At 62.1% G+C, this 13,668-nt stretch carries 13 protein-coding genes; 8 read left to right on the forward strand and 5 right to left on the reverse strand.

Features of this window, described 5'->3' with window-relative positions:
- Positions 1-126: 126 nt before the first annotated feature.
- Positions 127-1,434, reverse strand: coding sequence for an NAD-dependent dihydropyrimidine dehydrogenase subunit PreA (gene preA, locus EDD52_RS03480; protein ID WP_132241824.1), 1,308 nt, complete (start codon positions 1,432-1,434; stop codon positions 127-129).
- Positions 1,435-1,536: 102 nt separating this feature from the next.
- Positions 1,537-2,859 (reverse strand): NAD(P)-dependent oxidoreductase, encoded by a 1,323-nt coding sequence (locus EDD52_RS03485; protein WP_132241826.1) that lies wholly within the window; start codon positions 2,857-2,859, stop codon positions 1,537-1,539.
- Positions 2,860-3,123: 264 nt separating this feature from the next.
- Here EDD52_RS03485 and EDD52_RS03490 point away from each other — a divergent pair, with 264 nt between their 5' ends.
- A complete protein-coding gene (locus tag EDD52_RS03490; RefSeq protein WP_132241828.1) occupies positions 3,124-3,351 on the forward strand; it encodes a DUF1127 domain-containing protein in 228 nt (75 codons plus the stop codon).
- 12 nt (positions 3,352-3,363) lie between these two features.
- Here the strand turns inward: EDD52_RS03490 and kdsA are convergent, their stop codons facing one another.
- From kdsA to EDD52_RS03505, 3 genes are read right to left on the reverse strand one after another with little or no spacing between them, the layout of a single operon-like run.
- On the reverse strand, positions 3,364-4,212 hold the full coding sequence (kdsA, locus tag EDD52_RS03495; protein WP_165907447.1) for a 3-deoxy-8-phosphooctulonate synthase: 849 nt from the start codon (positions 4,210-4,212) through the stop codon (positions 3,364-3,366).
- Positions 4,209-5,003, reverse strand: a complete 795-nt coding sequence (locus EDD52_RS03500) for a 3-deoxy-manno-octulosonate cytidylyltransferase (protein WP_132241830.1) — start codon at positions 5,001-5,003, stop codon at positions 4,209-4,211. Before EDD52_RS03500 ends, kdsA begins: the two co-directional genes overlap by 4 nt.
- Positions 5,000-5,959 carry a KpsF/GutQ family sugar-phosphate isomerase gene (locus tag EDD52_RS03505; protein WP_243651814.1) on the reverse strand — a complete coding sequence of 320 codons (960 nt, stop codon included), beginning with the start codon at positions 5,957-5,959 and terminating at the stop codon, positions 5,000-5,002. The genes EDD52_RS03500 and EDD52_RS03505 overlap by 4 nt, the downstream gene beginning before the upstream one ends.
- Positions 5,960-6,334: 375 nt before the next feature.
- On the opposite strand from EDD52_RS03505, the gene EDD52_RS03510 reads away from it, so the two are divergent.
- Genes EDD52_RS03510 through rpe form a run of 7 tightly spaced genes read left to right on the forward strand, consistent with a single transcriptional unit; the run spans position 6,335 to position 13,616 of the window.
- Positions 6,335-7,381, forward strand: a complete 1,047-nt coding sequence (locus tag EDD52_RS03510; protein ID WP_132241832.1) for a rod shape-determining protein — start codon at positions 6,335-6,337, stop codon at positions 7,379-7,381.
- A gap of 30 nt (positions 7,382-7,411) precedes the next feature.
- Positions 7,412-8,347: a rod shape-determining protein MreC gene (gene mreC / locus EDD52_RS03515; RefSeq protein WP_132241834.1), complete on the forward strand. Its 936-nt coding sequence runs from the start codon at positions 7,412-7,414 to the stop codon at positions 8,345-8,347.
- Positions 8,334-8,879, forward strand: a complete 546-nt coding sequence (locus EDD52_RS03520; protein WP_341539831.1) for a rod shape-determining protein MreD — start codon at positions 8,334-8,336, stop codon at positions 8,877-8,879. The genes mreC and EDD52_RS03520 overlap by 14 nt, the downstream gene beginning before the upstream one ends.
- Positions 8,876-10,816: a penicillin-binding protein 2 gene (gene mrdA / locus EDD52_RS03525; RefSeq protein WP_132241836.1), complete on the forward strand. Its 1,941-nt coding sequence runs from the start codon at positions 8,876-8,878 to the stop codon at positions 10,814-10,816. The genes EDD52_RS03520 and mrdA overlap by 4 nt, the downstream gene beginning before the upstream one ends.
- A complete protein-coding gene (gene rodA / locus EDD52_RS03530) occupies positions 10,813-11,952 on the forward strand; it encodes a rod shape-determining protein RodA (RefSeq protein WP_132241838.1) in 1,140 nt (379 codons plus the stop codon). Before mrdA ends, rodA begins: the two co-directional genes overlap by 4 nt.
- Positions 11,953-11,961: 9 nt before the next feature.
- Positions 11,962-12,894: a 2-hydroxyacid dehydrogenase gene (locus tag EDD52_RS03535; protein ID WP_132241840.1), complete on the forward strand. Its 933-nt coding sequence runs from the start codon at positions 11,962-11,964 to the stop codon at positions 12,892-12,894.
- Positions 12,895-12,926: 32 nt separating this feature from the next.
- Complete coding sequence (gene rpe / locus EDD52_RS03540) at positions 12,927-13,616, forward strand: ribulose-phosphate 3-epimerase (protein WP_132241842.1); 690 nt, start codon at positions 12,927-12,929, stop codon at positions 13,614-13,616.
- Positions 13,617-13,668: the final 52 nt, after the last annotated feature.

The raw sequence follows: 13,668 nt of genomic DNA on the forward strand, positions 1-13,668 counted from the left end.
AAAGTTTAATCAATCGATTGATTGAATTCAATCACGCCTACCCCAAAACGACCGTGCCGCCACGGGCGAAACCCGCAGCGGCACTTGAGCAGACAGGATGGGGATCTGGCTGTCAGTTCAAACGGATCATTCCGCGGCCTTGACTGCCCCCGGGTTGTTCGGATGCGTTGTCCAGTTGGCGTAGTCTTTTTGCACCGTAAGGCCCGTGCGCGGATCGGTCTGGCCCGGCTGCATCTCGACCATGGTGATGCAATCCTCGACCGGGCAAACATTTACGCAAAGGTTGCAGGCCACGCATTCTTCGTCTTTGACGGTGAACACGCGATCATCCGACATGGCGATGGCCTGATGGCTGGTGTCTTCGCAGGCGGCAAAACACCGGCCACAGCTGATGCAAAGATCCTGATCGATCTGGGCCTTCGTGATGTAGTTGAGGTTGAGATGCTGCCAGTCGCTGAGATTGGGCACTGCGCGCCCCACCAGCTCTGACGTCGATGTCAGCCCCTTTTCGTCCATGAATTGCGACAGGCCAGAGATCATTTCCTGCACGATCTTGAATCCGTAGGTCATGGCGGCGGTGCAGACCTGCACGTTGCCCGCACCCAGCGCCATGAATTCTGCGGCATCTTTCCAAGTGGTGACGCCGCCTATGCCACTGATCGGCAGCCCGCGCATCTCGGGCGAGCGGGCAATCTCGGCCACCATGTTCAGCGCGATAGGCTTGACCGCCGGGCCGCAATAGCCGCCATGCGCGCCCTTGCCATCAATCGTCGGCTCGGGCGCGAATATGTCCAGATCAACGCCGGTGATCGAGTTGATCGTATTGATCAGGCTGACGGCATCCGCCCCCCCGGCATGAGCGGCAGCGGCGGGTTTACGGATATCGGTGATGTTGGGCGTCAGCTTCACGATGCAGGGCATGCGGGAATATTGCTTTACCCAGCGGGTCACCATCTCGATATATTCGGGGACCTGACCCACGGCAGAGCCCATCCCCCGCTCGCTCATCCCATGGGGGCAGCCGAAGTTAAGCTCCACCCCGTCGGCGCCGGTCTCTTCCACCAGCGGCAGGATCTTCTTCCACGCCTCTTCCTCGCAGGGTACCATAAGGGAGACGACAACCGCCCGGTCCGGGTAGTCTCGCTTCACGGCCTTGATCTCGCGCAGGTTGACCTCCAGCGGGCGGTCGGTGATCAGCTCGATATTGTTGAGACCCAGGAGCCGTCGCTCCGCCCCCCAGATCGCACCGTAGCGCGGACCGTTGACATTGACGACGGGCGGCCCCTCTTCTCCCAGCGTCTTCCAGACCACGCCGCCCCAGCCTGCCTCGAACGCACGGCGGACGTTGTATTCCTTGTCCGTGGGCGGCGCAGAGGCCAGCCAGAACGGGTTCGGGGATTTGATGCCTACGAAATCGGTCGTCAGATCGGCCATGTCACGTACGTCCTTTTCTTGTCCTCTCGCGCCCCGGGCTTGACCCGGGGCCTCTGGGTCGGCTGCCGCAAGGCCCCGGGTCAAGCCCGGGGCGGGCAGCCCTTATTTCATCAGCTGGGCATGAATATCTTCGGCGGCGTCTCTTCCCTCTGCCACGGCCGTCACGGTCAGATCATCCCCTCCCGCTGCACAGTCGCCGCCAGCCCAGACGCCCGCAACGCTGGTTCGCCCGGCACCGGTAATGGCGATCTTGCGGCCATCCAGTTCCGGCAGGCCATCGCCGTTAAGTGTCTGTCCAATGGCACGGAAAAGCTGATCGGCGGGCAGACGAAAAGTCTGGCCCGTCGGGGTCAGCGCGTCATCGGTGAACGCGAATTCGACCTCGCGGACGGACCCGTTGCCATGTACCGCAACCGGTTGCGCATTGGTGATGATCCGCACTCCGCGAGAAGCGGCCAGATCCTGTTCGAACGCGCTGGCGCCCATACGATCCTTGCCGCGGCGATAGACGATGGTGACGTTGAGAGCGCCCAGAAGCTTTGCCTGTACTGCCGCATCCACCGCCGTCATGCCCCCGCCAATCACGACAACATCTCGCCCGACAGGCAGCGCCGTCAGATCCGTGGCCTGACGCAGATCGGCAATGAAGTCGACGGCGTCGCGCACCCCGTCTTTTTCGTCGCCGGTCACGCCGAGAGAATTCACGCCACCAAGGCCTACCCCCAGGAACACGGCGTCAAATTCTGAGCGTAAAGCCTCCAAGGCCAGTTCCCGGCCCAGGGCCTTGCCATTCTCCAGGGTGATGCCACCAATCTTGAGCAGCCAATCGACCTCTGCCTGGGCAAACCCGTCGACGCTCTTGTAAGCCGCGATGCCATATTCGTTCAGTCCCCCGGCCTTGGACCGCGCATCGTAAAGCACGACATCATGGCCTTTCATCGCCAACCGGTGCGCGCAGGCCAACCCGGCGGGCCCTGCCCCGACGACGGCAATGCGCTTGCCGGTGGAGGCCGCCCGGCTGAACGGATGCACATCCGCCGCCATCAGCGTATCTGTCGCAAAGCGTTGCAGCTGCCCGATCAGGACCGGCTTGCCTTCTGCCGTCTCGCGGACACAGACCTCTTCACACAGGGTTTCCGTCGGGCAGACGCGGGCACACATCCCACCAAGGATATTTTGCGACAGGATGGTACGCGCCGCGGCCTCTGGCGTGCCGGTTGCGATCTGTCGAATGAAAAGCGGAATGTCGATATCAGTGGGACAGGCCACGGTGCAGGGCGCATCGTGGCAGAAGTAGCAACGGTCGGCTGCGACAAGCGCCTCATGCTCTGTCAGAGGCGGATGGAGATCGTCGAAAGCTTCGGCCAGTTGCCCGGCACTGCGCCGCCCTGCAACAATCCCTTCACTTAACATTTTCGGGTCCATTCCATCCCTCCGCGTCCAATAGGTTCAGGAAAGGCTCTCACAGGTTTATTTTTTTATCAACTGGTAAAATTTGGGCAGTTTGGAAACGCCGCTTACGCTGCGTCGCAGAATTTCTGCAGACCCATCGCCCAAAACATTAGCGAAAACATAACGAAACCCTTGCACTAAACGGAATGCCGCTATGCAGCATTGTGCATAGGCAACGCGGCACCCAAGGCCTATCTTCAGTCTCAACAGCAAGATGATCTGTAAGGAAACAACATCATGGCACATACCGCCACCTACGCAGCCACAGGCTCGCAAGGCAAAACTCACGGCTTTCTGGCCTTCCTCGGCCGTATCGGCACAGCGCTGATCGAAGCATCGTCGCACAACCGCCGCCTCGAAAAGGTCGAGCGTTTGCAAGCGATGTCAGACGAGCAGCTTGAAAAGCTGGGCATCCCGCGTGATCGGATCGTGCAGCACGTTTTTGCCGACCTGTACCACATCTAAGACCCTGGGCGTTCAGCCCGGCGCAGGCAATCCCTTGCGCAAGGCGTCAAACGCCCGAAGTTCCGCGATGAGGCCGGACATCTGATCCACAGGGATCATGTTCGGCCCGTCGCTGGGTGCATTATCGGGGTCTTCATGGGTCTCGATGAACAGTGCAGACACCCCGACGGCACAAGCTGCCCGCGCCAGAACCGGCGCAAATTCACGCTGACCCCCGCTGGATGTTCCCTGCCCGCCGGGCTGCTGCACGGAATGCGTGGCATCGAACACGACGGGATAACCCGTCTGGCCCATCGTCGGCAGGCCCCGGAAATCCGTGACAAGCGTGTTATATCCGAAACTGGTGCCGCGCTCGCAAAGCAGGATGTTTTCATTTCCCGTGCTGGCGATCTTGGCGGCGACATTTCCCATGTCCCAGGGTGCCAGAAACTGCCCTTTCTTCACGTTGATCACCTTGCCGGTCTCGCCGGCGGCCAGCAGCAGATCGGTCTGTCGGCACAGGAAGGCCGGGATTTGCAAGATATCGCAGGTTTCGGCAGCGGGCGCACAATGGCCGGGTTCGTGCACATCCGTAAGGACCGGGCAGCCGAACTCTTCTGCGATACGACCGAGGATCTCCAGCCCCTTTTCCATGCCCAGGCCGCGCTTGGTGCCGATGGAGGACCGGTTGGCCTTGTCATAGCTGGCCTTGAAGACAAACTTCGTGCCGGTCGGCGCGCAGGCCTCGGCAATGCGGCCTGCCATCATCCGGGCATGGTCCAGACTTTCAAGCTGGCACGGCCCGGTGATCAGCATGAAGGGGGCGTTGCCGCCCACCTCTATATCGCCGACCTTTACCGTGCGTCCATCCATCGGGGTCATGCCAGCGTCCTCAATACAGCTTCAATACGGTCGATATCGGTGGGGTTGTTCAGCTCCCAGAAGACCCGGCCACGCCCATCGACCTCGACGCAGCGGATCTGGTGGCCGTTTTCCAGAAAACGGAGCTGTTCCAGCCCCTCGACGCCTTCCAGCGGGCCTTGCGGCCAGCTGCCATAGGCGGTGAGCGCGTCGGGCGTGTATGCGTAAACGCCGACATGGTGGAACACCGGCAAGGGACCATCGGGCAGCTTCTCAGGGTCAAGATACGGCACGATCTCTTTCGAAAAGTAGAGCGCATTCATATGCTTGTCGAAGACCGCCGTGGTGCCGCCCACGCGGTCATTCTTTCGGTCCTCGGTGAAATGGCCATAGGTCTCGCGGTCAAGCCGCAAGACGGGTGTCGCCATGCCAACTGCCGGATCGCGGCGCATCTCTTCGATCAGGGCCTCGACGAACCAGGGCGGCGTCAGGGGCGCGTCGCCTTGCAGGTTCACGATGATGTCGGCGTTCAGCGTGGCCCGCGCAAGCGCGTCGGCGCAGCGGGCGGTGCCGTTTTCGCATTGATCGGACGTCATGATCACGCTGGCACCAAACGCCTTTGCGGCATCGGCTATCCGGTCGTCATCGGTGACCACATGCACCGCATCGACGCCCGGAACCTGACAGGCCGCTTCCCAGCTCATGCGGATCAGGGATTTGCGGCTGCCATCGGGCTGGCGCAGTTCGGCCAATGGCTTGCCCGGATAGCGCTGCGAGGCGTAGCGGGCGGGGATCAGGATGACCGCGCTCATGCCACACCGGCGCGCAGAAGGTCGTGAATATGCAGGATGCCCAAGGGTTCTTTATCCTCCGAGACGACAACAAGCGCGCCGATCTTGCGCTCGTTCAAGGTTTTCAGCGCGACCGCGGCCAGACAATCTGGCGCCACGGTCACAGGATCGGGGGTGGCGACCTGTCCCGCCGTGCGGCTCATCAGGTCGGCCATGTTACGGCGCAGGTCACCGTCGGAGACAACGCCCGCCAGCCTGCCATCTTTGACCACTGCGGCAATGCCGAACCCTTTTGAGGTCATTTGCAGCAAGGTCTCGCTCATATCCGCATCGGCGGAAACAAGCGGCAGTTCGTCACCGCCATGCATGAAATCCGCGACGCTCGCCATTTGCGCGCCCAGCTTGCCACCGGGGTGAAAGACGTGAAAATTCTCGGCCTGAAAGCCGCGATCTTCCATCAAAGCCACCGCAAGCGCATCCCCGAGGGCGAGCATCATCGTGGTCGATGTGGTGGGTGCCATGCCAATGGCGCAGGCCTCTGGCGCGGCTGGCAGGGTCAGACGCAGATCGGCCGCTCGCATCAGGGTGCTGTTTTCGCGGCTGGAAATCCCGATCAGCGGGATACCGAAACGCCGCGTATGGGCCACGATATCGCCCAGTTCGGTCGTCTCACCGCTGTTGGAGAGCAGCACACAAATGTCATCGGTGGTCAGCATCCCCAGATCGCCATGGCTCGCCTCGGATGCATGCACGAATTGCGCGGGCGTCCCGGTAGAGGCCAGCGTCGCCGCGATCTTGTTGCCGATATGGCCGGACTTGCCGATGCCCGACAACACGACGCGCCCCTTGGCGCCAAGGATCATTGCGACGGCTGCGGGAAAATCTGCGGGCAGTGCTTCGGCCAAAGTCGCCAGCGCGGCGGCTTCGATGCGCAGGACACGCTGGCCCGTCTTCACGATGGTCTCGGCTGGCGCCACGTTTCCACCTCTTGCCTTGTGGTTCCCGCTAATGCGATGCCCGCGCCGCGTTTGCAAGACCCGCGACGCAAGGCCAGTGCTCCCGGCCCCTGCAACTTCTGCCTACATAGCGCAAATTTCCGGGCGCGCCCATGCCGATCCGTGCCGCTGGCAGGGCGTATGTTTTCCACGCGCGGGGTTGCGGCTTTTGCCTCGCCAGCTCGCAAAAACCGCCGCGATACAGCAAACCCGGCCCGGGTCGGCAAGTTCCGGCAAGTTAACGCCTGTTCAGAGGGTACTGGCCCTTTCGCTGCCGCGCTTCCGCGCCTATAAGGACATCCGGCCTGCATCGGAAGAGTCGCGGGCCCAACTTCATTGCTTGAGGCACGACACAGAATGCTTGGACTGGACAAACTGATGGGCATGTTCTCATCAGACATGGCAATCGACCTTGGAACCGCGAATACGCTGGTTTACGTCAAGGGTCGCGGCGTGATCCTCTCGGAACCGTCAGTTGTCGCCTATCACGTCAAGGATGGCGTGAAAAAAGTGCTGGCCGTCGGTGAAGATGCCAAGCTGATGCTGGGCCGCACCCCCGGCAGCATCGAAGCGATCCGGCCGATGCGCGAAGGCGTTATCGCCGATTTCGATGTCGCCGAGGAAATGATCAAGCATTTCATCCGCAAAGTGCATAAACGTTCGACCTTCTCCAAGCCCAAGATCATCGTTTGCGTGCCGCATGGCGCCACCCCGGTGGAAAAGCGCGCGATTCGCCAGTCGGTTCTGTCGGCAGGCGCCCGCAAGGCGGGTCTGATCGCGGAACCCATCGCCGCTGCCATCGGTGCCGGCATGCCGATCACCGATCCGACCGGCAACATGGTCGTGGATATCGGCGGCGGTACGGTCGAGGTTGCGGTTCTCAGCCTTGGGGACATCGTCTATGCGCGCTCTGTCCGCGTCGGCGGCGACCGTATGGACGAGGCGATCATCAACTACCTGCGCCGCCAGCAGAACCTGCTGGTTGGCGAATCGACGGCTGAACGCATCAAGACCTCCATCGGCACCGCGCGGATGCCCGATGACGGGCGCGGTGCGTCGATGCTGATCCGCGGGCGTGACCTGCTCAACGGTGTGCCCAAGGAAACAGAGATCAGCCAGGCGCAAGTCGCCGAGGCGCTGTCCGAACCCGTGCAGCAGATCTGCGAGGCCGTGATGACCGCGCTCGAAGCCACGCCGCCGGATCTGGCGGCGGATATCGTCGACCGCGGCGTCATGCTGACCGGTGGTGGCGCTCTGCTTGGCGATCTGGATCTGGCGCTGCGCGAACAGACCGGGCTTGCCGTTTCCATCGCCGACGAGCCGCTGAACTGCGTCGCCATGGGCACCGGCAAGGCGCTGGAATACGAAAAACAGCTGCGCCACGCGATTGACTACGACAGTTAAGCTGCCCACCTTTGTCGTAAAGGGGGTCCTTTGGCCAGAGATCGTTCACAAAGCGAAGACTACACAGGCCCGTTGCGACGGCTGCTGGTGTCTGTGCTGGTGCTGTGTCTGATCGGGCTGTTTCTGGTCTGGCGGATCGACAGCCCGCGCGTCGAGAGGTTTCGCGCACAGGTCATCGACAGGGTGATGCCGGGTTTTGAATGGGTGATGGTGCCGGTGACGGCCACGGTCCACCTGATCCGCGACTTCCAGAGCTACCAGAGCATCTACGAACAGAATCAGGAACTGCGCCGCGAATTGCAGCAGATGAAGTCGTGGAAAGAGGCCGCTCTGCAGCTGGAGCAGGAAAATGCCCGGTTGCTCGACCTTAACAATGTGCGGCTTGATCCAAGGCTGACCTTCGTGACGGGCGTGGTTCTGGCCGATAGCGGTTCGCCCTTTCGCCAATCGGTCCTTCTGAATGTCGGGGCGCGCGACGGGATCGTGGATGGCTGGGCGACTATGGACGGCATCGGCCTTGTCGGACGGATTTCCGGCGTGGGCGAGAATACCAGCCGGGTGATCCTGCTGACCGATGCCTCCAGCCGCATCCCTGCGACGATCCAGCCTTCGGGCCAGCGGGCGCTGATTGTTGGCGATAACTCTGCCGCCCCGCCTGTCGATTTTCTGGAAGACCCCGATCAGGTGCGCCCCGGCGACCGGATCGTGACCAGCGGCGACGGCGAGGTCTTCCCGCCGGGCCTGCTGATCGGTCAGGTTGCACAAGACCCGGGCGGACGTTTCCGCGCACGGCTCGCCGCCGATTACGAACGGCTCGAATTCCTGCGCGTATTGCGGGACCACGGCAGCCGCAGGGTTGAAAGCCCCAGCGCATTGATCGCCCCGCTGACGCTGCCCGACGAGGTGCTGCCGCCCGAAGAACAGGCCGCCGATCCCGTCACGGAAGTCGAGGATGGCAATGGTTGATCAAAGCCCATCCAGATTGTGGACGATGCGCGCGGCCTATGTGGCGCTGTGCCTCGTGGTGATCTTCTTTCACCTGTTGCCGCTGGAAACCATGCCGCGCCGATGGGCCGCGCCTGACTTCATGGTTGCACTCAGCGTGGTTTGGGCAATCCGACGCCCTGAATACGTGCCAGCCCTATCTGTCGCGGCGGTGATGCTGCTGGCGGATCTGATGTTTCAACGTCCTCCAGGACTTTGGGCCGCGTTGATCGTGATCACTGTCGAATGGCTGAAACGACGCCAGCGTCGCCACCGCGACACGTCTTTCGCTATGGAATGGCTTACGGTAGTATCCGCGCTGACGCTTGCAACGCTTGCCAACCGGTTGGTCTTGCTGTCGGTCATGTACGCGCCTGGATCGTTGTACCTGGCATTGATGCAGCTGGCGATGACAGCCTTTGCCTATCCGGTGGTGGTAATGCTTTCGCGGCTGCTGCTAGGGGTGCGCCACGCCGCCCCCGGCGAAGTAGACACTCTGGGACGCAAGATATGAGACGCTCGCCAAAGGATACCGTCGACAGCTATCGCCGCATATCGCGGCGCGGGCTGATCCTTGGCGGCATGCAGTTGGGGTTTGTCGGATTGCTTGGCCTGCGCATGCGGTACATGCAGGTCGAACAGGCCGATGAGTTCCGCCTTCTTGCCGAAGAGAACCGCGTCAATATCCGGCTGATCCCGCCCGCGCGCGGCCAGATCTTTGACCGCAACGGTGCTGTTATTGCCGAAAACGCGCCGTCCTACCGCATCACGATGGTGCGCGAGGATGCAGGCAATGTCGAAGAGGTGATCGAGCGTCTGTCGGCTCTGGTCAGGCTGGACGAGGACGAGTTGAGCCGCGCCATGGCCGAGATGGACCGCTCCGCGCCGTTCTTGCCGATCACCATCGCCGACCGCGTCAGTTGGGACGATATCAGCCGCGTGGCCGTCAACGCCCCCGCCCTGCCCGGCATCACGCCCGAGGTTGGCCTGTCGCGGCATTACCCGATGGGATCTGATTTTGCGCATGTGGCGGGCTATGTCGGCCCCGTCTCTGAACGTGATCTGGCGCGCTATGAAGACCCTGAACCATTGCTGCGCATCCCGCGCTTCCAGATCGGCAAGGTCGGGGTGGAGGCGAAATACGAAGAGGCCCTGCGTGGCAAGGCCGGCGCGAAACGGGTCGAAGTCAACGCTGTTGGCCGTGTAATGCGCGAACTTGGCCGCCGCGAGGGCGAAGCGGGCGCCGACCTTCAACTGACCGTCGACAATGGCCTTCAGAACTACATTCAGGCCCGGCTTGGCCCCGAAAGCGCCTCTGTCGTGGTGATGGATCTGACCGAAGGCGACGTTCTGGCCATCGCCTCGTCGCCGTCTTATGACCCCAACAAATTCGTGCGCGGTATCTCTTTTGATGACTACGCGATCCTGCGCGACAACACGCATCGCCCTCTGGCGTCCAAGACCGTGCAGGATGCCTATCCGCCCGGCTCTACCTTCAAGATGGTGACGGCGCTGGCGGCGCTGGATGCGGGTGTGATCTCGCCCGAGGAAACTGTCTGGTGCCCCGGCCACCTTGAAGTTGGCGGGCGCAAATTCCACTGCTGGAAGCGTCGGGGCCATGGTCACATGAACCTCGAAACCTCGCTGCGCGAAAGCTGTGACGTCTACTACTATGACCTGTCGCTGAAGGTCGGGATCGAGAAAATCACCGAAACGGCGCTGCGCCTCGGGCTGGGTGCCTCGCACGATATTCCGATGTCCGCCGTCACCGAGGGGCTGACCCCGACCAAGGCGTGGAAAGAACGCGAACGCGGGTCGTCCTGGGTGATCGGGGACACGGTCAACGCCTCCATCGGGCAGGGATTCGTGCTGACCTCGCCGCTGCAACTGGCGGTGATGACGGCGCGGCTGGCCACGGGCCGCAAAGTGACGCCCCGGCTGGTGAAATCGATCGAGGGCGTCGAAACCCAAAGCCAGGTCGGCGAAAGCCTTGGCTTCAACGAGAACCACCTGCGCTGGATCCGCAAGGCGATGTTCGCGGTCTCGAACAACAAGCGCGGCACCGCCTACAGCCAGCGCATCGCCGAAGAGGCGTTTCGCATGGCGGGCAAGACCGGCACCAGCCAGGTCCGAAACATTACGGCCGCCGAACGCGCCCGAGGCGTGACCAGCAACGATGACCTTCCGTGGGAGCGGCGCGACCACGGCCTGTTCGTGGCCTTCGCACCCTACGAGGCACCCAAAATCGCCGTCTCCGTGGTTGTCGAACATGGCGGTGGCTCTGGCGCGGCCACGCCGATTGCGCGGGACGTGGCACTTCAGGCACTTTACGGCGGCGACCCGCCGCTCAGTGCCTATCCCAGCAAGGATCGCAGCCGCATCAAGGCACAACAGGAACGGTTGGAACGCGAACGCCGCCTGCCCGAAAGCGATGGGCGCAGCCGGGCATGAGTTATCTTGAATATACCGTCAAGGCCGTCCCGTCGGGGCTGCGCAAGGTGCTTTACCTCAACTGGCCCCTCGCACTCCTACTGACGGCGGTGGCCAGCATCGGGTTCTTGATGCTCTACTCCGTCGCGGGCGGGTCATTCTCTCCCTGGGCCGAACCGCAGATGAAGCGCTATGCCCTTGGGTTTGTCGCGATGTTCCTCGTGGCGCTTGTGCCGATCTGGTTCTGGCGCAACATGGCCGCGCTCGCCTATCTGGTCTCGATCATGCTGCTGGTCTTCGTGGAACTGTTCGGCACGGTCGGCATGGGCGCACAGCGCTGGATCGATCTTGGCTTCATGCGGCTGCAACCTTCAGAGCTGACGAAGATCACCCTCGTTATGTTCCTTGCCGCCTATTACGACTGGCTGCCGATGCGTAATACGTCGAGACCGCTCTGGGTGCTGCCGCCGATCCTGATCATCCTTCTGCCAACCGCCATGGTGCTCAAACAGCCAGACCTTGGCACTGCGATCCTGCTCGTCACCGCAGGCGGGCTGATGATGTTTCTTGCCGGTGTCCACTGGGCCTATTTCGCCGTGGTGCTCGCCCTTGCGGGGGGCACGATCGCTGCGGTTTTCCAAAGCCGCGGCACGGACTGGCAACTGCTCAAGGATTACCAGTTCCGCCGTATCGATACGTTCCTCGATCCGTCCACCGATCCGCTTGGCGCCGGGTATCACATCACGCAGGCCAAGATCGCGATGGGGTCCGGCGGCTGGACGGGCCGCGGCTTCATGCAGGGCACGCAATCACGGCTGAACTTTCTGCCTGAAAAGCATACCGACTTCATCTTCAACACGTTGGCCGAGGAATTCGGCTTTATCGGCGGGTTTTCTTTGCTGGCGCTCTATGTGCTGATCCTGATCTTCTGCATCATTTCCGCCCTTCAGAACCGCGACAGGTTCTCCTCGCTCCTCACCCTTGGGGTCGGGCTGACGTTTTTCCTGTTCTTTGCCGTCAACATGTCGATGGTGATGGGGCTGGCCCCCGTGGTCGGTGTCCCGCTGCCGCTTGTCAGCTATGGCGGCTCGGCGATGCTGGTCTTGATGATCGCCTTCGGCCTGGTGCAAAGCGCCCATATCCACCGACCACGTTAAGGGAACTCCATGAGCGTCAACATACTTTTCGCCGCCGATCAGGCGGACTGGCCCGATTACGAGATTCCTCTGCGTGAGGCGCTGACAACCGAAGGGCTGGAGTTTGACCTGCGAACCACGTTCGACCCACAGGTGGTGGATTACATCGTCTACGCGCCCAGCAGCGACGTGCAGGATTTCACGCCCTACACGCGGCTGAAGGCCGTCCTGAACCTCTGGGCCGGCGTCGAAGGCGTCGCTGGCAACCAGACGCTCAATGTTCCGCTTGCGCGCATGGTGGACCACGGATTGACGCAAGGCATGGTCGAATGGGTCACAGGCCACGTTTTGCGGCACCATCTGGGCATGGATGCGCATATCGTGAACCCCGCGCATGAATGGGCTCTCGGTGCGCCCCCTCTGGCAGAGGACCGCCCGGTCACCATTCTGGGCTACGGCGCCCTTGGCACCGCCTGCGGCGAGGCGCTTCGGACCCTTGGCTTTCCTGTGACGGGTTGGAGCCGACGGCCCGGCGACACGCCCGGCATCAATCGTCTGCACGGGTCCGACGGTTTCACAAAGGCGCTTGAGACAGCGGCGATCCTCGTTCTGCTCCTTCCACTGACCATTGATACGGAAAATCTGATCGACGCGGACGCGCTCGCACGGCTTCCCAAAGGGGCCGTCATCATCAACCCCGGACGCGGTGGCCTGATTGACGACGCGGCGCTGATCGCGGCGCTTGATGAGGGCCATATCTCACATGCCACGCTTGACGTTTTCCGCGTAGAGCCGTTGCCCGCCGATGACCCCTACTGGGCACACCCCAAGGTAACGGTCACGCCCCATATCGCGTCAGAAACACGGCCCAAGACCGCCGCCCGCACCATCGCACAGAACATCCGGCGGGCCGAGGACGGCCTGCCGCTCAATCACCTTGTAGACCGGGACCGCGGCTACTGATAAAGCGCCCTCAACCAGCGCAGGAGACCACCATGAGCTTCGACCGTTCCATCAAGATCGCTCCGTCGATCCTTTCCGCCGATTTTGCCAATTTTGGCCAGGAGATCCGCGCGATAGAGGATCAGGGCGCCGATTGGGTGCATGTGGATGTCATGGACGGGCATTTCGTTCCGAACCTGACCTTCGGCCCGCCTGCGGTCAAAGCCTTCCGCCCGCATGTCAAAACCTTCATGGATGTGCACCTGATGATCGCGCCGGTCGATCCCTATATCGACGCCTATGCGGACGCAGGCGCCGATATGATCACCGCCCATGTCGAAGCCGGCCCCCATATCCACCGCACATTGCAGGCCATCCGGGCCACCGGCACCAAGGCAGGTGTGGCGCTGAACCCCGGCACGCCCGCCTCTGCGGTAGAAACCCTGTTGGACCTTGCCGACATGGTGCTGGTCATGACCGTGAACCCCGGATTTGGCGGACAGAAGTTCATTCACAGCCAGGTCGAAAAGGTCAAAACCATTCGCAACATGATCGGGGACCGCGACATTCACATCCAGATCGATGGTGGCGTCGACCCGTCGACCGCTCCGTTGGTTGCGGCTGCGGGCGCCGACGTTCTTGTCGCCGGGTCCGCCGTTTTCAAAGGCGGCTCGGTCGGCGCGCTCGAAATCTATGGCCAGAACATCCGCGCCATCCGTGACGCGGCCCAACAAGTGATCTGAACCCGCGTCCTGCCGACCAAAACAACCTGCGCACCAGTTAATACCGGACGCG

This window comes from Primorskyibacter sedentarius (assembly GCF_004342065.1).
Lineage (GTDB): Bacteria > Pseudomonadota > Alphaproteobacteria > Rhodobacterales > Rhodobacteraceae > Primorskyibacter > Primorskyibacter sedentarius.

Excerpts from the sequence above, each read along its gene's own strand:
- EDD52_RS03520 (WP_341539831.1), top strand. The coding sequence starts at position 8,334 with ATGGCAATGGTTGATCAAAGCCCATCCAGATTGTGGACGATGCGCGCG.
- EDD52_RS03485 (WP_132241826.1), bottom strand. The coding sequence starts at position 2,859 with ATGGACCCGAAAATGTTAAGTGAAGGGATTGTTGCAGGGCGGCGCAGT.
- EDD52_RS03510 (WP_132241832.1), top strand. The coding sequence starts at position 6,335 with ATGCTTGGACTGGACAAACTGATGGGCATGTTCTCATCAGACATGGCA.
- mrdA (WP_132241836.1), top strand. The coding sequence starts at position 8,876 with ATGAGACGCTCGCCAAAGGATACCGTCGACAGCTATCGCCGCATATCG.
- rpe (WP_132241842.1), top strand. The coding sequence starts at position 12,927 with ATGAGCTTCGACCGTTCCATCAAGATCGCTCCGTCGATCCTTTCCGCC.
- kdsA (WP_165907447.1), bottom strand. The coding sequence starts at position 4,212 with ATGACCCCGATGGATGGACGCACGGTAAAGGTCGGCGATATAGAGGTG.
- EDD52_RS03535 (WP_132241840.1), top strand. The coding sequence starts at position 11,962 with ATGAGCGTCAACATACTTTTCGCCGCCGATCAGGCGGACTGGCCCGAT.
- preA (WP_132241824.1), bottom strand. The coding sequence starts at position 1,434 with ATGGCCGATCTGACGACCGATTTCGTAGGCATCAAATCCCCGAACCCG.
- rodA (WP_132241838.1), top strand. The coding sequence starts at position 10,813 with ATGAGTTATCTTGAATATACCGTCAAGGCCGTCCCGTCGGGGCTGCGC.
- EDD52_RS03500 (WP_132241830.1), bottom strand. The coding sequence starts at position 5,003 with ATGAGCGCGGTCATCCTGATCCCCGCCCGCTACGCCTCGCAGCGCTAT.
- EDD52_RS03490 (WP_132241828.1), top strand. The coding sequence starts at position 3,124 with ATGGCACATACCGCCACCTACGCAGCCACAGGCTCGCAAGGCAAAACT.